The sequence below is a fragment of the Eubacterium sp. CAG:156 genome (assembly GCF_000434315.1).
GTDB lineage: Bacteria > Bacillota > Clostridia > Lachnospirales > Lachnospiraceae > Eubacterium_U > Eubacterium_U album.
In genome coordinates this window covers 1-19,584 of sequence record NZ_FR878120.1, presented here as the reverse complement: position 1 = coordinate 19,584, position 19,584 = coordinate 1, and the positions used below count along the sequence as shown (strand labels likewise).

Here is a 19,584-nt window from a genome sequence, read left to right as displayed (position 1 = left end):
AGTAACTTTAACAGTTTCCTTTTTTGTGTCCTTAACTTCAGCTTTTGTATCAATTTTTTTTGCAGTTTCTTTTGCAACAGTTTTTGTAGCTTTTGATGTTGCCATAATGAAATCCTCCTTTTTGTAAGGTCGATTAATAAAAGCCCACCAATATTGTAAGTAAATCAACCTATATAAATAAAATTTTCTATAATATTCCGAAGATAATAATAACGCGGGCAAAAAAAAATTGCAATAAATGGAAAACAAATTTGGCAATACACACAAATAATAAGTCGTAATTTAAAAAAATGTATCAAATATACCAATAAAAAAGTGCCTTAAATATAGTAAATAATTGTTAATTACAGTCTGATGTTTCATACAATTATGAATTAATAAACATATAAAATAGAGGAAAACCGGTATAAATAATGTTGATATTGAACCCTAGGACAAATGCCTATTAAGGCTATTCACTTTGAAAAATTGTTTTTCATATTTGCAAAATCAGGTAATTAAATGTATTCAAAGTAACATAATATTTATTGTAAAAAGATATATATGTATGATAGAATAATATAGAAAAATGCAGAAAGGAGCGAAATATGGATTATGTTGTAGTATGGCTGGCTCTGTTTGTTATACTTGCAGTTTCAGAGTTAATAACAATGGGATTAACAAGTATATGGTTTGCTGTAGGAGCACTGGCCGCATGCTTAGTTTCGGCATTGGGGGCAAATTTGATTGTGCAGGCAATAGTTTTTGTTGTTGTGTCAATCTTAATATTATTATTTATTCGCCCATTTGCAGTAAATTATATTAACAAAGATCCTGAAAAAACAAATGTTGAGTCCATGGAAGGAAAGGTTGGAGAAGTGACGGCTGATATAAACAACGTACTTGCAACCGGAACTGTAAAGATTGATGGAATGGACTGGACAGCAAGAACTGATAATGGAGAAATCATAGAAGCCGGAGAATATGTAAAAGTATTAAGGGTTGAGGGTGTCAAAGTTATTGTCGAAAAAACGGAACTAAATAATTGAGCATGAAGTAAGATTGAGGAGGAGTAAAATGCCATTATTAATTGTAGTAGTAGTATTAGCGTTGATTTTAGTATCAACATGCGTAAAGATTGTACCACAGGCACATGCCTATGTTATTGAAAGACTTGGAGGATATAAATGCACATGGTCTGTAGGTCTTCATTTTAAAGTGCCATTTTTAGATATGGTAGCAAGAAAAGTTAACTTGAAGGAACAGGTTGTTGATTTCGCACCTCAGCCGGTTATTACAAAGGATAACGTAACAATGAGAATTGATACAGTTGTATTTTTCCAGATTACAGATCCTAAACTTTTCTGCTATGGTGTAGAAAGTCCTATTATGGCTATTGAAAATTTAACAGCAACAACTCTTAGAAATATTATTGGTGATTTGGAATTAGATGAAACACTTACATCCAGAGAAATTATTAATGCTAAGATGAGACAGTCTTTAGATGAAGCAACAGATCCATGGGGAATTAAAGTTAACAGAGTGGAACTTAAGAACATCATTCCACCAACAGCAATTCAGGATGCGATGGAAAAGCAGATGAAGGCTGAACGTGAACGTAGAGAAGCAATCTTAATTGCAGAAGGTGAAAAGAAGTCAGCTATTCTTAGAGCAGAAGGAAAGAAAGAATCAGCAGTACTTGAAGCAGAGGCAGAAAAACAGGCAGCAATCTTAAAGGCTGACGCTGAAAAACAGAAAAGAATTCTTGAAGCAGAAGGTGAAGCACAGGCAATTCTTAAAGTACAGAATGCAACTGCAGAAGGTATCAAATTAATAAAAGAAGCAGGAGCAGACCAGTCAGTACTTACATTAAAGAGCTTAGAAGCATTTGCTGCGGCAGCAGACGGTCAGGCAACAAAGATTATAATCCCATCTGACATTCAGGGACTCGCAGGCTCAGTAAAAGCAATAACAGAAGTAATAAAAGACTAATAATAAAAAAAGACAGGTTCTTAAGAAAGCTTGCTTTCAGAGAGAACCTGTCCCTTTTTTTGAGGATACTACGAATGCCACAAAAATTACCGCAAAATTGCCACATCAGTATAATTGAATAAGTGAATATGAAACTTTATAATAAACAAAGGCAGACGAATGATTAGAGGGGAAAAATGGATAAGATAATAAAAAAGACAATCATAGGAGTTATGTTATGCGTTGCCTGCATAACAATATGTGCATGCAATGGAAAAGAAAAAATAAAAGAGACAACTGCTGTAAATGATAATACATATATAGAAGAAACAACAAATCAAGAAGTAAGTACAAATAATGAAGAAAGTACACAGGACGCTTTAGATGAAGCGATTAAGCAGTTAGAAGAATTAAATGATATTTTAAAGGATTAAAAGGAAGGGTAAAATGAAAAGAATAGCACAGACATTTTTTATAACAATGACAATAATTATGATTTATAGCATGAGTGCATTTGCGGCAGTAGATTATAATGTTATGACAAATGAAGAATTAGATGTAATTATAGAAGACAATAATTCTATTATTGATACTAAAAGTGTAAAACTTACAGAAATAAACAATAAATGCATAGAATTAATAAAAAAGAATACAAAACCAACAGAAGAATTTAAAATAAAAATAAATGAATATACTGAAAATTTGAAAATATATACTGAAAGAATACGTGCACAGAAGGAAGTGTGCCAGAAGAAAAGCTTAAAGATGGAAAATGCAAAATTAAATAATAAGAAGAAAAGTTATATAAAAAAACAACAGATAAAATATATAAAGAGTCAGAACAAGCTTTCATCTATTTTGAGAAAAGCTACAAAAGAATCAAATGAAATGAAAAAATATATTAGAAGCAGTCAAAAAGTAACAGAAAGCAAGGTTATTACTACAACAGACAGAAGATTAAATTGCGATAACCGAAAAATACAGATAGCATCGTTAGAATTAGAATCTGTAGTTTCAGAAAATTAAAGATAACCGTAAATAGGAGGAAACAAAATGAACAAAGTTCATTTTCTATAAATGTTTCCGACGAATAGCCGCTGACCGAAGGGCGGGGGCATTACATATTTTATAAGAGGGATAAAAATGAGCGAATTAATTTATATAGCTGATGATGAAAAGAATATACGTGAGTTAGTAAAATGTTTCTTAGAAAATCAGGGATATGAAGTTGAGACATTTTCTAATGGAGATGATTTATTTAAAAGATATAAAGAAAAAAATGCTGATATGATAATTTTAGATGTTATTATGCCGGGAACAGATGGTGTGGAAATATGCAGGCAGATAAGACAAATAGCAAATGTTCCAATAATCATTTTATCAGCAAAAGATAGCGAAGAGGATAGGATAAAAGGAATAAGTGTTGGCGGGGATGATTATCTGACAAAGCCGTTTTCACCAATAGAACTTGTGGCGAGAGTTCAGGCATTATTTAGAAGAATTTCGATGGATAAGGTAGAAAAAGTAGAAAAGGTTACATTTGGAAATATAAAAATTGATGTGACTAAGAAGCAGGCATATGTAGATGATGAGGAAATTGCTCTTACACCACTGGAATTCGACTTCCTTAAATATCTTATACAAAAGAATAATCAGGCAATTTCTAGAGAAGAATTGCTTAAAGAAGTGTGGAAAATCGCATATGATATTGATACAAGAGCTACAGATGATACAGTAAAGAGGCTTAGAAGAAAAATAGCAGACAGCAATGTAGAAATAAAAACAGTATGGGGATATGGATTTAAAATGGCATTAAAAAAGTAGGTGTAAAATGAGAACGATATATAAACAATTATTGTCATCAATGCTTGCAATTTCAGTTGCAGTACCTATTATAATCTTAGTTATTTTTAATGTTGTAATGACTAATAATATACAGACCACGGCTAAAAAGGAATTATCAAGCACAATGACAACGATGGAAAAACTTGTGCAAACATCGTATGAAGAAGGGGACTCATCAGAACTCCTTACTAATTTAGTTGCAGCTCTTACTTCCACAAAATTATCAGGAAACACTAATTTTTATATTTTGAGAAATGAAAATATAAGTTTTAAGAGTGATAGTGGGTTTGAAATAAATGATGGTCAGATAATAAAAATTTCAAAATCAAAAAAAGATATCCACAGAGAAAAAATTAATAATTATCAGTGCTACATTTCAGTTGTATCTTTAGACAATTACGAGGGTGTTAAAAATGCATCAATGGTATTTGTAACGAATACGAGGACTGGGACGGACAATCTTGTAAATTCTAATGTAATATTAATGATTATTATACTTATTTGCATGATAGTAAGTGTTGTATTTTCCGTAAAATTGTCAAAAAGTATTAGCAATCAGATTATGAAAGCCTGTGCTTACGCAAATGAAGTAGGAAATGGAATATTTACAAATAAAATTGAAGGACAGTCAAATAAAGAAATAGAAGATTTGTATAAGAGCCTTAATCATATGGCTGCAAAATTAAAAGCAAATGACGAAAATCAAAAGAGTTTTTATCAGAATATTTCTCACGAGTTTAGAAATCCACTTATGTCAATACAAGGTTATGCAGAAGGTATTGAAAGTGGAATATTAAGCGATAATGTAGGGGCGGCATCAGTCATCAGACAGGAAAGTATAAAACTAAATAAGATGGTGGCTGAACTTCTTACATTATCCAAATTTGATAGTAAGATGTATAATGTTTCCATTGAGAAATTTAATGCAAGAGAGATTATGTTAGATGCTTTGCAGAGAATAAAAGGAATTGCATTAAAAGAAGAAATCGATATTGATATGGAAATAGATAAACAGATGAGCATAAATATTGACGAAGATTTGTTCCATAATGTTATTTTAAACATTACATCAAATTGTATTAGATATGCAAAAAAACAGGTTTTTATCAGAGGATATGTAATGGAAGGTAAAAACGTAATTGAAATATACGATGATGGAGATGGAACAATTGAAAAGAACATTCCTCATTTGTTTGAAAGATTCTATAAAGGAGAAAAAGGAAACTTCGGATTAGGTCTTGCAATAGCAAAAGAAGCAATGGAAAACATGAATGGAAATATAACTGCAATACCAAATGGAGAAAGCAAAATTCCGGGAAATTATAAAATTAAATTTTTGCTATGTTTTAGCTAATATTTGTCAAATTAATTTGGTTAAGGCAAATTGAATATTAAAAAATGCCAAAATGGGAAAAGAGTTGTATTAATAATTAACAGATATTTACTCTACTTTATTAACATTAGTAAGTTTTTCTTGACAAATTCTGTATTTTGCGTAAAGTTAAAAAAGACGAAATGACAAAGAACGGAGAAAAACAGAATGTTTAATGAAAAAATGGTTTTGTGTGCGTCTAATGCATATGAAAAAAAGTATTATTTAAACGATCAATTTTCTAATCTTCCGGAGCGTGTAAAACAGGAATTGCAGATTATGTGTGTGCTGTTTACAGAAGAAGTAGGTGGAATTCTTATTTTGCAATATGAAGAAGATGGAACATTACAGATTGTCACAGAGGCAGATGAGGGAGACCTTTTATATGATGATATAGGATGTGGATTAAAGGTTAAGCAGATGCAGCTTGATAAGAGAGAACTTTTAGAATCACTGGAAATGTACTATAAAGTATTTGTTTTAGGAGAGGAATAAATGTTAATTACAGTTGACGCCGGTAATACTAATATTACACTTGGTGTATTTAAAGAAAAAAAAGTTTATGCTACATTTAGAATGACAACTCAGATGGCAAGAACATCAGATGAATATGGAGTATTAATTGCAGAAATGCTTGGACGAAAAGGTATTTCACCTAAAGATATTGAAGCAGTAATAATATCATCGGTTGTACCTAAGATTATGTACTCATTAACAAATGGAATTTACAAATATATTGGATTACATCCTATTGTTATTGAGGCAGGCACAAAGACGGGAATAAAGATTCAGCGTGCAAATCCTAGGGAAGTTGGAACAGATAGAATCGTAGATGCAGTAGGTGCATATGAATTGTATGGTGGACCATGTATTGTAATTGATTTTGGAACAGCTACAACATATGATTTAATTACAGAAGATGGAACATTTGCAGCAGGAGTTACATCTCCGGGTATCAGAATTTGCGCAAAGGCATTATGGAATGATACTGCAAAGCTTCCTGAAATTGAAATTAAAAAGCCTGAATCAATACTTGGAAAAGATACAATTACGAGTATGCAGGCGGGTATAGTTTATGGCTATATCGGACAGACAGAGTACATCATAGATAATATGAAAAAGGAAAGCGGACTTCTCGACGCAAAAGTTGTTGCAACAGGTGGTCTTGGAAGAATTATTTATGAAAATACGGATAGAATAGATATTTATGATAAGGAACTCACTCTTCAGGGAATGAGAATTATTTACGAAAAAAATAAAAAGTAAAGGTGCTTAATGAAGATAGGAAATATTGAAATTGAAAATTGTTTGGCACTTGGACCAATGGCAGGAGTAACAGACCTGCCATTTCGCTTGTTGTGTAAAGAGATGGGGTGCAACATGCTTTACACGGAAATGGTTAGTGCAAAGGCAATTCTATATAAAAACAAGAATACCAAAGAATTATTGAATATAGATAAAAATGAACATCCTGTAGGAGTTCAGTTATTTGGCTCTGACCCTGATATAATGGCACAGATTGCAGCACAGGTTGAAGAAGGAGAGTGCGATTTTATCGACATAAATATGGGATGCCCGGTTCCTAAAATTGTAAATAACGGCGAAGGTTCAGCATTGTTAAAACAGCCAAAATTAGTAGAAGAAATTCTTACAAAAATGGTTAAGGCCGTAAATAAACCTGTCACTGTAAAGATACGAAAAGGCTTTGAAAATGGAACGGTTTATGCTGTTGAAATTGCAAAAATTGCAGAAAGCTGTGGTGTATCGGCTATAGCAGTTCATGGAAGAACGAGAGAACAATACTATAGTGGCAAGGCAGATTGGGATGTAATAAAAGATGTAAAAAAAGCAGTAAAGATTCCCGTAATTGGAAATGGAGATATTTTTTCAGCTGAGGATGCAAAGGCAATGAAAGAATATACCGGATGTGACGGATTAATGGTTGCAAGAGGTGCAAGAGGAAATCCATGGATATTTAGAGAAATTAAAGAATATCTTGAAAATGGGAATGTTATAGACAAACCGACAATAAATGATATAAGAGAAATGATTATAAGACATGCTAAAATGCTTGTTAATTATAAAGGTGAGTATACAGGTATTAGAGAAATGCGAAAACATATAGCATGGTATACGGCAGGTTTGCCACATTCAGCAGAACTTAGACGTATGTGTAACCAGATTGAAACTATGGAAAATTTGGTAGAGACGGTTAACGCGAAACTGCAATAAACATTGACATTAATGCCGTGTTAGGCTATTATTAATTGTAAAACTTTAAATATAAAAATTTGATCGGAGGATTAAAAAAATGGCAGAAACAAAGAAGAACGTACTTACAAAAGCCGGACTTGATAGATTGGAAAAAGAATTAGAAGATTTAAAGGTAAATAGACGTAGAGAAGTCGCTCAGAAAATTAAGGAAGCAAGAGAACAGGGCGATTTATCAGAAAACGCTGAATATGATGCTGCAAAAGATGAGCAGAGAGATATTGAAGCAAGAATAGATGAAATCGAAAAAATTCTTAAAAATGTTGAAGTAGTTGCGGATGAGGACGTTGATATTAATAAAATCAGTGTTGGATGTCATGTAAAAATCTACGATTATGAATTTGATGAAGAATTAGAATTTAGCATTGTAGGTTCTACAGAAGCAAACAGTCTTCAGCAGAAACTTTCAAATGAATCTCCATTAGGAATGGCATTACTTGGTCATGAAGTAGGTGATGATGTACTTGTTGAATTAGCAGATGGAGAAGCTAAATATAAAGTATTAGAGATTAAGAAGGTACTTTAATTTTAATAAAAATTCACAAAAAGATATAGATATAAAGGAGTAACAATGGGACAGCAGAATAACCAGAATCAGCAGCAGGATATTAATCAGCTTTTAAAGGTAAGACGTGAAAAATTAGCTGATTTGCAGGAAAAGGGAAAGGATCCTTTTCAGATTACAAAATATGAAGTAACATATCATAGCCAGGAAATTAAAGATAATTTTGACAAGTTAGAATGTGGACATGATGAAGAAGGAAAATTAATCAGAGAAGACTCTAAATTAGTTTCAATTGCCGGACGTATTATGTTAAAACGTGTAATGGGTAAGGCTTCATTCTGTAACGTTCAGGATAGAGATGGTAACATTCAGGTTTATGTTGCAAGAAATGATATAAGCAAAGAAGAACCATGGGAAGAATATAAGGATTTCAAGAAAATGGATATTGGTGATATCGTTGGAGTTAAAGGTTATCCATTTAAGACTAAGACAGGTGAAATGAGTATTCATGCAACAGAGGTTACATTACTTTCAAAGAGTCTTCAGATTCTTCCTGAAAAGCATCATGGGCTTACAAATACTGATATGAGATACCGTCAGAGATATCTTGATTTAATAATGAATCAGGAATCAAAGGAAACATTTATTAAGCGTTCAAAAATTATTAAAGAAATCAGAAATTTCCTTGATGCGAGAGATTTCATGGAAGTTGAAACACCTATGCTTGTACACAACGCAGGTGGTGCAGCAGCAAGACCATTTGAAACACATTACAATTCATTAGATGAAGATGTTAAACTTCGTATTTCTCTTGAATTATACCTTAAGAGACTTATCGTTGGTGGTTTAGAAAGAGTATACGAAATCGGTAGAGTATTTCGTAACGAAGGTGTAGATACAAGACATAATCCTGAATTTACACTTATGGAATTATATCAGGCATATACAGATTATTATGGTATGATGGACCTTACAGAAGAGATGTTCAGATACCTTGCAGAAAAGGTTGTAGGTAGCACAAAGTTTACTTACAATGGAATTGAAATCGATTTTGGTAAGCCGTTTGAAAGAATTACAATGGTTGATTGTATTAAGAAATATACAGGAATTGATTTTGACACAGTTGCAACAGATGAAGAAGCTAAAGCTTTAGCAAAGGAACATAATGTAGAATTTGAAGAAAGACATGGAAAAGGCGAAATCATTAATCTTTTCTTTGAAGAATTCTGCGAAGAGAAACTTATTCAGCCTACATTTGTTATGGATCATCCAATTGCGATTTCTCCACTTACAAAGAAGAAACCTGAAGATCCTAATAAGGTAGAACGTTTTGAATTATTTATTAACACATGGGAAATGTGTAATGCATATTCAGAACTTAATGATCCGATTGATCAGAGAGAAAGATTTAAACTTCAGGATGCAGCAGCAGATGCAGGTGATGAAGAAGCTAACCATACAGATGAAGACTTCTTGTATGCACTTGAAGTAGGTATGCCTCCTACAGGTGGTATCGGTTATGGAATTGACAGACTTTGTATGTTATTAACTGATTCACAGGCTATTAGAGACGTATTGTTATTCCCAACAATGAAGCAGTTGGATAAATAAAGCCAATAAATAAAGGGTTTGCAGAGGCTTAAATTAAATTTGACATCAAATTGACATCAAATCAGAAGGTTTATATGAAGAGTTATGTATCAATATGAGGTATATAACTGTCAAATAACTATAGAATAGTTAATCCTAATTAGGACACTTTTTAAAAAGCAATTTTTAAAAAGTGTCTTTTTTGTTGCAAACAACAAAGTTATGAAATGATTGATGGAGTTGTTGGAATCAAATAATCTTTTGACTATTTGATTGGATTTTGTCATAGCTCAAATTTTAAATAAGGAGATTTGTTATGGAAAGAAAACAAGAATTTATGTCAATTAAAGAGGTTAAGGAAAGAAGAAGAAATCTAGAAAAGAAGTTTTTAAGATATCAGGAAGCAGAACATGTTTATAGCATTCAACATAAGAAATTGTTTGAATTGGCAAGTAAGGCTGGAGCTATTTATAGAATTGATGGATATGTATTGATTAACCGAGATATTTTTAATGAATATTTGGAGCAATTTCACGAACCAGCAAAGAAATAGGAGGCAAGCAAAAAAATGAGTGGAAATATCTGGATGTATTCATATGACATTGATGAACAGGACATTGATATGTTGCAGAGAGACTTTATTACTTTTAAGCAAGGAGCAGAGTATTACAAGATGGGAATGAAATCTTTTATAAGAATATGCAGAGAATCAGGGGCAGTTTATAAGATTGGCAAAATGGTAAGGGTTAACAGACACATTTTAGAGCAACATATCAGAAAAATTAGATTGAAGGAGGAAGAAAAATGATTAATAAAGCAGGAACAGTAAGAGAAACAAAGGCATTAGCAAAGAAATTTGTTAGATATAAAGAAGGAGCAGAACTGTACAGCATGGGACATAGTAAGTTTGAACAATTAGCTAAGGAGGCAAAAGCAACTTATAAGGTTAATGGGATTGTATTAGTAAACTGCGAAATCTTTGAGAAGTTTTTAGAGAAATTCAGAGAAGTATAGGAGAAAATTTATGAGTAAGATAATTGCAATAGCAAATCAGAAAGGCGGTTGTGGAAAAAGCACAACCGCAGTAAATCTGGGAATAGGTTTAGTAAGAAAAGGAAAAAGAGTGTTGATAGTGGACGCAGATCCACAAGGAAGTGCATCGATATGCTTAGGTGTAAATGAACCGGATGAACTTGAGTATACGTTGGCAAATGCAATGTTAGATGTAATCAATGATGAAGAAATTAACTATGAAAAATTAATTCATCACCATTGTGAGGGAGTAGATTTCATTCCGGCAAACATTGAACTGTCCGGTTTGGAAGTTTCAATGGTAAATGTAATGAGCAGGGAAATGGTAATGAAATGTTTGTTAGGAGAACTCACAGAACAATATGATGTCATATTAATTGACTGCATGCCAAGCCTGGGCGTTATTACCGTAAATGCATTAACATGTGCCAATTCGGTAATAATACCCAGTCAGGCAGCATATTTGCCTGTTAAGGGACTACAGCAGCTAATTAAAACAATAAGCAGAGTAAAGAAACAGATTAATTCGGGCCTTACAATAGAGGGACTGTTACTTACAATGGTTGACATGCGTTCCAATTACACAAAGGACATTATTGAGGCTTTGGGAAACACATACGGAGAGAGCATAAGAATCTTTGAAAATAAAATTCCAATGTCGGTAAGAGCGGCAGAAACAAGTGCAGTAGGAAAGAGCATATACACACACGATGCAAGAAGCAAGGTTGCAAAGAGCTATGAATTATTAACAGAGGAGGTCTTGGAAAATGAGTAAATTTGGAGAAAAGATAAAACTAACAAGTTATGATGAATTACTTGGTGTGAATACTGCAAGTGAAGGAACAAAGGAATTAGACATTAACTTATTAAGAGAGTTTAAAAATCATCCGTTTAAGGTGTTGGATGATGAACGAATGGAGGAACTTGTAAGCTCCATAAGGGAAAGAGGAATACTGTCACCTATTTTGGTAAGAAAAAAGGATAACTTCTATGAAGTAATATCAGGGCACAGAAGAAAGAGAGCCGCAGAAATAATAGGACTTGAAAAAGTGCCTGTAATAATAAAGGACTTAACTGATGATGATGCCACAATAATTATGGTTGACAGTAACATTCAAAGAGAGGAAATACTACCAAGTGAAAAGGCATTTGCCTTTAAGATGAAGATGGATGCCATAAGTCATATGGGAAAAAGGGGTGACAGAAGTCGTGAGATTGTTGGCGAGGACAACGGACTTGGAGGCAGACAGGTTACCCGATACGTCAAACTAACAAACCTGATTGCTGAATTATTGGATATGGTGGATCAGAAGAAACTAACAATCACGTTAGCTGTAAAAATTGCTGATTTATCAGAAGAAAAGCAGAAAGAAGTATTAAATTACATTAATCAGGGATACAGCATTAATGATGAGCAAATTAAGCGCATCAGGGAAATGAATAAAGAAAACAAGGAACAGATTTCTGATGTGGTTGAAAATATTAATTCGAAACCAAGAAAAAAGAAAAAAGTAATATTACCAGAGAATAAATTAGAAAAGTACTTTCCGGAAGAATATTCGAGAAAGGATATGGAAAAAATAATTTATCAGCTTCTGGAGAAATGGAAGAGTGAAGGATATGGCATTTGATTATTATTATGGAAACCAAGCCGACCAATTCAATTTCATAAAGATACCAAAGACAATGATAACAGATCCAATGTTTGAAGATTTGTCAGTTAATGCCAAACTTTTGTATGGAGTGCTGCTTGACAGAATGAATCTTTCAATGAAAAACAGATGGTTTGATGACGAGAACAGAGTGTACATAATATATCAGGTTGTTGAAATAATGGAAGATTTCAATTTTAGCAAGAAGACTGCAGTAAAGTATCTTAATGAATTGGTTGAATTTGGCTTAGTTGAAAAGAAAAGAAGGGGATTAGGCTTACCAAGCCTGTTGTATGTAAAAAGCTTCATAATTGAAAGAAATTATTCAGGAGACAAAGAAGGTATTGAAACTTCACAGGATAATTGCGGCGATTCCAGAGGTGTAACATCCTACACTTCAAGAGGTGTAAGGGAGGAAACCTCCAGAGGTGTAACACCTTACACTTCAAGAAGTGTAGGAGAGGAAACTTCAAGAGGTGTAAATATTACACTTCAAGAGGTTACCGATGATACACCACTTAATAATAAGACTGATAGTAGTAATACTAATATAAATAATACTAATGAGAGTCATATCACATCTAATCATATCACACCTACTGCAGGTGATGGGATGGGAAGGGATATGATAAAATTAAAATACGAGGCATACGAAAAATTGATAAAACACAACATTGATTACGACCTCCTGATTGAGAATAACATAACTGACAGAGAACAAGTTGACAATCTGGTTGACATTATGGTTGAGGCAATAGTAAGTGACAAGGAGTATCAGATAATCAGTGGCAATAGAATTTCAACAGAAATGATAAAGTCAAGATTTTGTAAATTAGACAAGAGTCATATTGAATATGTTTTAGATTGCCTGAACCATAATAGCTCTGATGTAAGAAACATAAAAAAATATTTACTGGCAACGTTATATAATGCTCCAATGACAATTGACAGTTATTATAAGGCATTGGTTCAGCATGACATGCCGGAGTTGGCAATGAGAACAAAATTTAGAAGCGATTAAATGAAAAAGAACCATAGTAGACTCGAAAAAGGTCAAAAAAAGACCATACTAGAGTTTTGTTTTACAGATTTGTTGTGCTATTATAGTCCTATAAACAGTTGATGTATTTACCACTGCATTGATGTTGATAAATGTTTGTTATAAATGGACTTAAATTTTGCGCAGAAGGGTTGGTACCATGATTAAAAAAATTAAATATGTGATTATAGTAATGCTGATTATCGCCAATGTGATGGGTTCAAGTAGTGTTAATGCTGCAGAAATATCCAGGGTGAATGATGTAAGGACAAGAGAAGTTATCAAGACTTTCAAAAGCATTAAGGATGCAAGTCTTGCAACGACCAAGTTAAAGTACATATCAGGTTACAAGATAAGTTGGAAAAAGCAAAAGAAAGTTACAGGTTACAATGTTTATGTTTACTATCCGGTAACAAAAAACTGGAAGAAAATAAAAACAACAAAGAAAAATTACTTTACGTTAACAAATTGTTTTCAGGGTGAGAAGGTTAAGATAAAGATAAGGGCATACAAGAAAATTAATGGAAACAATGTGTATGGACAATTTTCAAAAGTGAAAAGTGTTAAAATAAAGAATGATCTTTATCCAAGAACAAAGTGGGGCAAAGTTAAGAAGCCTTTTACAGACAGAGTCGCATCTGAAAATGCATTTGAACTTCAAAACAAGTACAGAAAAGCTGCAGGAGCAGAGAAAATTGAATGGTCAGATAATGTATATAATGTTTGTTTGGAGAGAGCAAAGCAAATCAGCAAGAATTACAGCCATGATGGATGGTATGAAACTGCAATGAAAGTTTTCTCAAAAACATATAGGATTGATGACGAGTTTATTGTGATTGAGGAAGGAGATTCTGAATATGGCATAAATTATGTTTCTAGTGAAAACATTCTTGAAGGAGCTTTTTCATACAAGGAAGCGATGAAACAATGGAAAGGGAGCAGTGCTCACTACAAAAATCTAATATCAAAGAGTCATGTTAAGGGAGCGATAGCATGCTATAGAGCAAGTGGAGGTTATTATTGGGTTGCATTGTTTGCAGATGCAGACATAGATAAACTTCTGGAAGAAAAATGTAAAAAATGAATAAATGACAGAATAACGCCTTATTAAATCATTAGTGATTTGGTAAGGCATTTTTTTGTCTTTTTCAAGAAAGGAAAGAGGTATAAGATGTTTAAGAAGATGAAAAAAATGGTAGCAGGATTGTTGGCTGCAGTAATGATTACAACAAATGTTTGTCCAATGGTTTCAGTAAGTGCTGCAAGTGGAGTTGCCAGCTTGGAATCACTGGGAAAATTAGGAACAGTGAACATAGGTTCAAAAAGTGAGAGTGGAACATGGCTTCAAACTCAGGTAGATTCAAAACCTGTTTTTTGTATGGATTTGGGAAAGGCATGTCATACAGGATATACTTATAAATCTGAATCAAAAACAATTAGTAGCGATGATTCCAGTACAAAGAATAAGTTAGAAGCCAAGATTGGATATTGGTATGATCAAGTGAAAAAAGGTAGTAATAAGGCTTGGGTTTATGCACAGTGTCTTATCTGGAGTGTTGAAGAGGGATACACAAGTGAAAGCAATTTAAAAAGTGTAATTAATCAGGTTAAAAAGAATACAGGATATTATAAAGACGATACATTATATTCTGATATTTTTGAAGTAGGAAAAAAAGTGGAATGCGATATTTATATCTGGAAATATTCAGGTTCCACAGATGACAGTGAAGTTCAAAAGTTGTTGCAAATAAAATCAACTAATCAGGAATATGAATATGCCCATACAAATGGGAAAAGATACTACAGACAAAGAATAACGTTAGAAAAAATTGATGAAGATGGAACTACTATTCCAAAAGTTACTTTTAGATTTACAGCTAAAAACATAAAGGAATTATATTCATATCAGTATAATGGTTGGGGTGATTCAGTGAAAGAAGATGCTGATAAGGATGCAACAAAGTTTAGTCAGGATGTAATGACAGATTCAAACGGTAAAATAGTATTTAGATTTACATATCTGTTAAATTCAAAAAAATACTATTATGTAAAAGATTCAGACCTAAAGAATATGACAAATGACGATAAGAAAAAAATGAAAGATATTCTGGATGATAAAGGATATAATTACGCATCCGATTTATCCAAGGCTGGTGCTGAAAAATTAAAAGAAGCGGATCTTGATGAGCAAATGGATGACATTAGTAACAAGTATGTTATCGAGGAAGTGGATTCGGGAAATAACAATCTATTGACTTCTTTTGTGGTAGACAAAGGAAATAATAAGATAACTGATTTAACTAATAATAAAGTGACAATTACACTTACCAAGGCTGATTCTTGGATTAAGAATGATGATGGTGATTGGCCTGAAACTGCAGAAGAATCATACAGCAATTACAAGTTAGCCTACAAGCCTGTTCTTAAGGACAAGTACAAGAAGGTAAAATTAACAGCCGTAAAGATTGATGAAGAAACAGGCAAGGTTGCCCAGGGTGATGCAACACTTGAAGGTGCAGTGTATGGAGTTTATTCAGATGCAGCCTGTACAAAGTTAATCAAGTCATATACAACAGACAAGAATTACCAGTTTGAAACAGACTACATGAGATGCGGTAAGACATATTACCTAAAGGAAATCACACCGCCAAGGGGATATCTTAAGAATGACAGGGTATATGACATTGTGGCTGACGGTGTTAAGTTCACTGCAGAATACAATTCAGTTGAAAAGCAGGTTTCAGAAAAGCCAATTAAGGGTGATGTAGCAATCATCAAGGGCATGGGTAATGGGACTGCAGGCATTGTGCCATTTGAAAAGAGTGCACAGTTTCAGATTTATCTTGCAAGTGCAGGCTCATATGACAAAGCAAAAGCCACTGAAAGAGACATCTTAACAACAGACTTAAACGGTTATGCAAAGTCAAAACAGTTGCCATATGGTACATATGTTGTACATCAGACTGTTGGAGCAGACAATACTGAAAAATGTTCTGACTTTTATGTAAATGTAACTGAAAACGGCAAGACATATCAGTACTTATTAAACAATCCTGAATTTACGGCATACTTAAAAATCGTAAAGAAGGATTCAAAGACACATCAGACAGTGTTAAAGAAAGGTACAACATATCAGATTTACAAGGTTGACAAGGAAGGTAATGAAACTCTTGTTACACAGAAGTACAGCAACGGTAACAAAATGGTGGTTGTTGACAGATTTGTAACAGATGAAACCGGAGAAATCATTACTTATGAAAAGCTTAAGGCAGGAACATACAAGGTGTACGAAATTGAAGGACCGGAAGGGTACAAGGTAAACAAGAGTCCTGTTACTGCCAAGATAAGTAGCGATTCATACAAGACAATGAAGGATGAACTTGGAAATGAATACCTTTATGCAGAATGCGAGTATTACAATGATGTGACATATGGAAAGTTTACATTGGACAAAACAGGTCCTGAATTATGTGGAAGAAATGATGAAAGCAGTGCTGAAGCAAATAAAACAAACGATAATACATCAGACAAGACTGACGAAGTTTCAAACAAGGTGCAAGAAGCATTAAGCAGCACTGACAAAATAACAGAGATTAATGTAAATCCATTTGATTATGATGATGTAAAGCTTAACGGTGTTGTGTTTGAACTTACTGCAAAAGAGGACATCTTGTCACAGGACAATCAGGGAACAGTGCTGTTTAATAAGGATTCAGTTGTGGCAACAATTACAACAGGTGAAAAGGTTGATTTTAAAAATGACTGTAATGGTATTTGTAACTACACAGTAAATGATGATGGCACAATGACATTAAGCGTTCCACTTGGTGAATACACATTAAGGGAAGTAAAGACAAAGTATGGTTATATTCTTCCAAAAAAGGCATCATGGGATTTAAGCTTTAAGTGGAACAACAAAGATGATGAATATGTACTTGATGTTTCTGAAAATTCAAAGGAAGGAAAATTTGATGTTTACAATGACCTTGTAAAAACTGACATTACTCTTGAAAAGCAGGACTCAAAGACAGGAGAACCTGTTGCAGGTGCAGTGTTTGGATTCTATTCAAGAGACAACATTTATGACCGAAAGGGAAATGTAATTGTAAAGGCCGGAGAAAAAATCACTACAGTTACAACAGATGAAAATGGTGTTGCAAGCATACCATTTAACGTACCTGTAATGGATGAAGACTATGGCAAGAAAAACGCTCAGAAAGATGAACAGAAGAATGAACAGGGACAAACTGTTAAAGAGGCCTTAAATTCAGGTAATTATTATTTCCTTGAAGAAAGTGTAAGCGACAGCTATTACATTGACAGGGAAATTTATGAGGTTCACCTTGAATATAGGGATCAGGAAACTTCAACAGTTAAGGCTAAGGTAACTGTCAAGGAAGACCAGACTGAAACAATAATCAGTAAGAGAATGATTGCATCATCAGTGGAGATTAAGGACTGTCATTTAAAGATAAGTGATGAAAATGGAAATGAAATCGTAAGCTGGGTTTCAGGTGACATTTCATCAGTTAAGTTAAATGAAAGTCTTAAGGAAATGGGATATTTCAACGTTTATGTGGAAAAAGACAATGATTATGCATTAAAAATCTATGGACTTCTTAAGGATAAGGAATACACATTAACTGAAACAAGACCTGCAGACGGATTTGTAACTGCAGATGCAATTACATTCAAGCTTGTTGAAAGCGGCAGCAATAATTGCAGGACAAAGGTTCTTGTTAAGAGTGGAGACATCTTCAAGGAAAATATTGATAATCAGCTGGTAATGTATGATGACACAACAAAGCTTGAATTTTCCAAGAAGGACATTACAAACGGAAGGGAACTTTCAGGCTGCAGGATGCAGGTAACTGAAAAGGACACAGGAACTGTAATGGATGAATGGGTTTCAACGGAAGAAAGCCACGTGATTGAAGGAAAGTATGCAGTAGGCAAGACTTACATTTTAACTGAAAAACAGCCAAGAGACGGTTATGCAACTGCAGAAAGTGTTGAGTTTACAGTGGCGGATGACGGCAAGATTCAGAAAGTAAGCATGACTGATGACACAATAAAGGTTCAGTTTAACAAGATTGCATCAGACACAAAGAAGCAGCTTAGCGGTGCAAAGTACAAGGTGTATGACAGCAAGGGCAAGAAAGTGTATGAATTTACAACAGGCAAAAATGCTGAACTTATTGAAGGAATTCTTAAGGCAGGAGAAACATATACCTTTAAGGAAGTAAGCTCACCAAAACATTACAAGGTTGCAAAGGATAAGAAAATCAGGATAAGGGACACAGGAAAGCTTCAGAAGCTTACAGTGGTTGATGAAAGAATACCTGAAGTGCCTGACACACCACAGACAGGCATAAAGGGAAAGTCTGTAGGAATGATGATTTCACTTATCGCATTTTTAATGGCACTTGGATGTTTTGCATGTGTGAGAGCAAAGGATAAAGCAAAATACAATTTCAAAGAGGAGAAGAAGGACAATGAAGAGAATGATTAAAATGATTAAAATATCTCTGATACTTCTTTTAGTGGGGATGGCTGTGATTGCAGCCGTCCCTTTTTTAAAGGAAAAAGAAGCAGGGAAGAAAAGTGAGAATGGATTTAAAAAGATACAGGAAAGTGTGACAGATGAAGAAGACAATACAATAAATGTGGAAAGGCTTAAAAGAGAAAATGAGGACTGCATTGGATACTTGGAGGTGCCTGAAACAACAATAAGTTATCCTGTAATGCAGACAAGGGATAATCCGGATTTTTACTTGAAGCATGATTTTAATAAGAACTACAGTTTTTACGGAACTCCATACTTAAGTGCGTATTGTGATTTAAAGAAATCTGATAACCTGATAATTTACGGTCATAACATAAATGGTGGGAAGATGTTTGAAGCACTGGAGCAGTACAAGGATAAGGATTTTTTCGATAAACATCGAAAGATATATTTTACAACGGACAGAAGAAGAGAATATGAAGTGTTGGCTGTTATGAGTGTGAACGTAAAGGAATTTGAGTATTGGAAGTTTGTAATGGCAAGGGATAAGAAGGACTATGATGATTTTGTGGACAAGGTGTTAGGGCATAGTTTGTGGAACATAGGGGAAAGACCTAAATATGGGGAGCAGATGATGATGTTGTCTACCTGCGATAATGGAAAAGGTGATGCTTGGAGAATTGTGGTGGTGGGAAAGAAAATGTGATACAATAAACCATAATATTAAGAAAAATACAAATCGGAAGTTGTGGAGGTGCTTTATGAACGAGAGAGAAAAAATTATCCGATTATGGTTTGATATGTGGATTAAGAAAGCAGATT

General features: G+C 33.7%; 20 protein-coding genes. All 20 read left to right on the top strand.

Features of this window, described 5'->3' with window-relative positions:
* Nucleotides 1-587 precede the first annotated feature (587 nt).
* The 20 genes from ABMA45_RS01085 (at nucleotide 588) to ABMA45_RS00990 (ending at nucleotide 19,468) form a co-directional block, all read left to right on the top strand.
* Nucleotides 588-1,028, top strand: a complete 441-nt coding sequence (locus tag ABMA45_RS01085; RefSeq protein ID WP_022088039.1) for an NfeD family protein — start codon at nucleotides 588-590, stop codon at nucleotides 1,026-1,028.
* A 28-nt stretch (nucleotides 1,029-1,056) separates the two neighbouring features.
* Nucleotides 1,057-1,971 carry an SPFH domain-containing protein gene (locus ABMA45_RS01080; protein WP_022088038.1) on the top strand — a complete coding sequence of 305 codons (915 nt, stop codon included), beginning with the start codon at nucleotides 1,057-1,059 and terminating at the stop codon, nucleotides 1,969-1,971.
* A gap of 176 nt (nucleotides 1,972-2,147) precedes the next feature.
* Nucleotides 2,148-2,384 carry a hypothetical protein gene (locus tag ABMA45_RS01075; RefSeq protein WP_022088037.1) on the top strand — a complete coding sequence of 79 codons (237 nt, stop codon included), beginning with the start codon at nucleotides 2,148-2,150 and terminating at the stop codon, nucleotides 2,382-2,384.
* 13 nt (nucleotides 2,385-2,397) lie between these two features.
* On the top strand, nucleotides 2,398-2,976 hold the full coding sequence (locus ABMA45_RS01070) for a hypothetical protein (RefSeq protein WP_022088036.1): 579 nt from the start codon (nucleotides 2,398-2,400) through the stop codon (nucleotides 2,974-2,976).
* Nucleotides 2,977-3,093: 117 nt separating this feature from the next.
* Nucleotides 3,094-3,774 carry a response regulator transcription factor gene (locus ABMA45_RS01065; protein ID WP_022088035.1) on the top strand — a complete coding sequence of 227 codons (681 nt, stop codon included), beginning with the start codon at nucleotides 3,094-3,096 and terminating at the stop codon, nucleotides 3,772-3,774.
* A gap of 7 nt (nucleotides 3,775-3,781) precedes the next feature.
* Nucleotides 3,782-5,149: a sensor histidine kinase gene (locus ABMA45_RS01060; RefSeq protein ID WP_022088034.1), complete on the top strand. Its 1,368-nt coding sequence runs from the start codon at nucleotides 3,782-3,784 to the stop codon at nucleotides 5,147-5,149.
* Between the two features lie 186 nt (nucleotides 5,150-5,335).
* Nucleotides 5,336-5,662 carry a DUF6145 family protein gene (locus ABMA45_RS01055; RefSeq protein WP_022088033.1) on the top strand — a complete coding sequence of 109 codons (327 nt, stop codon included), beginning with the start codon at nucleotides 5,336-5,338 and terminating at the stop codon, nucleotides 5,660-5,662.
* Nucleotides 5,663-6,433: a type III pantothenate kinase gene (locus tag ABMA45_RS01050; RefSeq protein ID WP_022088032.1), complete on the top strand. Its 771-nt coding sequence runs from the start codon at nucleotides 5,663-5,665 to the stop codon at nucleotides 6,431-6,433.
* 9 nt (nucleotides 6,434-6,442) lie between these two features.
* Nucleotides 6,443-7,399: a tRNA dihydrouridine synthase DusB gene (gene dusB / locus ABMA45_RS01045; RefSeq protein ID WP_022088031.1), complete on the top strand. Its 957-nt coding sequence runs from the start codon at nucleotides 6,443-6,445 to the stop codon at nucleotides 7,397-7,399.
* Between the two features lie 79 nt (nucleotides 7,400-7,478).
* A complete protein-coding gene (greA, locus tag ABMA45_RS01040) occupies nucleotides 7,479-7,964 on the top strand; it encodes a transcription elongation factor GreA (RefSeq protein ID WP_022088030.1) in 486 nt (161 codons plus the stop codon).
* Nucleotides 7,965-8,009: 45 nt separating this feature from the next.
* On the top strand, nucleotides 8,010-9,554 hold the full coding sequence (gene lysS / locus ABMA45_RS01035; protein ID WP_022088029.1) for a lysine--tRNA ligase: 1,545 nt from the start codon (nucleotides 8,010-8,012) through the stop codon (nucleotides 9,552-9,554).
* A gap of 295 nt (nucleotides 9,555-9,849) precedes the next feature.
* Complete coding sequence (locus ABMA45_RS01030) at nucleotides 9,850-10,086, top strand: DUF6462 family protein (protein WP_022088028.1); 237 nt, start codon at nucleotides 9,850-9,852, stop codon at nucleotides 10,084-10,086.
* Between the two features lie 15 nt (nucleotides 10,087-10,101).
* Nucleotides 10,102-10,341 (top strand): DUF6462 family protein, encoded by a 240-nt coding sequence (locus ABMA45_RS01025; RefSeq protein ID WP_022088027.1) that lies wholly within the window; start codon nucleotides 10,102-10,104, stop codon nucleotides 10,339-10,341.
* On the top strand, nucleotides 10,338-10,547 hold the full coding sequence (locus ABMA45_RS01020) for a DUF6462 family protein (RefSeq protein WP_022088026.1): 210 nt from the start codon (nucleotides 10,338-10,340) through the stop codon (nucleotides 10,545-10,547). Before ABMA45_RS01025 ends, ABMA45_RS01020 begins: the two co-directional genes overlap by 4 nt.
* 10 nt (nucleotides 10,548-10,557) lie before the next feature.
* Entirely contained in the window at nucleotides 10,558-11,340 is a 783-nt protein-coding gene (locus ABMA45_RS01015) for a ParA family protein (protein ID WP_022088025.1), read from the top strand.
* Nucleotides 11,333-12,196 (top strand): ParB/RepB/Spo0J family partition protein, encoded by an 864-nt coding sequence (locus tag ABMA45_RS01010; protein WP_022088024.1) that lies wholly within the window; start codon nucleotides 11,333-11,335, stop codon nucleotides 12,194-12,196. Before ABMA45_RS01015 ends, ABMA45_RS01010 begins: the two co-directional genes overlap by 8 nt.
* A complete protein-coding gene (locus ABMA45_RS01005; RefSeq protein WP_348029876.1) occupies nucleotides 12,186-13,238 on the top strand; it encodes a DUF6017 domain-containing protein in 1,053 nt (350 codons plus the stop codon). The genes ABMA45_RS01010 and ABMA45_RS01005 overlap by 11 nt, the downstream gene beginning before the upstream one ends.
* 178 nt (nucleotides 13,239-13,416) lie before the next feature.
* Nucleotides 13,417-14,340, top strand: coding sequence for a CAP domain-containing protein (locus ABMA45_RS01000; RefSeq protein ID WP_022088022.1), 924 nt, complete (start codon nucleotides 13,417-13,419; stop codon nucleotides 14,338-14,340).
* Nucleotides 14,341-14,427: 87 nt separating this feature from the next.
* Entirely contained in the window at nucleotides 14,428-18,768 is a 4,341-nt protein-coding gene (locus ABMA45_RS00995; RefSeq protein ID WP_022088021.1) for a SpaA isopeptide-forming pilin-related protein, read from the top strand.
* Entirely contained in the window at nucleotides 18,752-19,468 is a 717-nt protein-coding gene (locus tag ABMA45_RS00990; protein ID WP_022088020.1) for a class B sortase, read from the top strand. The genes ABMA45_RS00995 and ABMA45_RS00990 overlap by 17 nt, the downstream gene beginning before the upstream one ends.
* The last annotated feature ends 116 nt before the right edge of the window (nucleotides 19,469-19,584 follow it).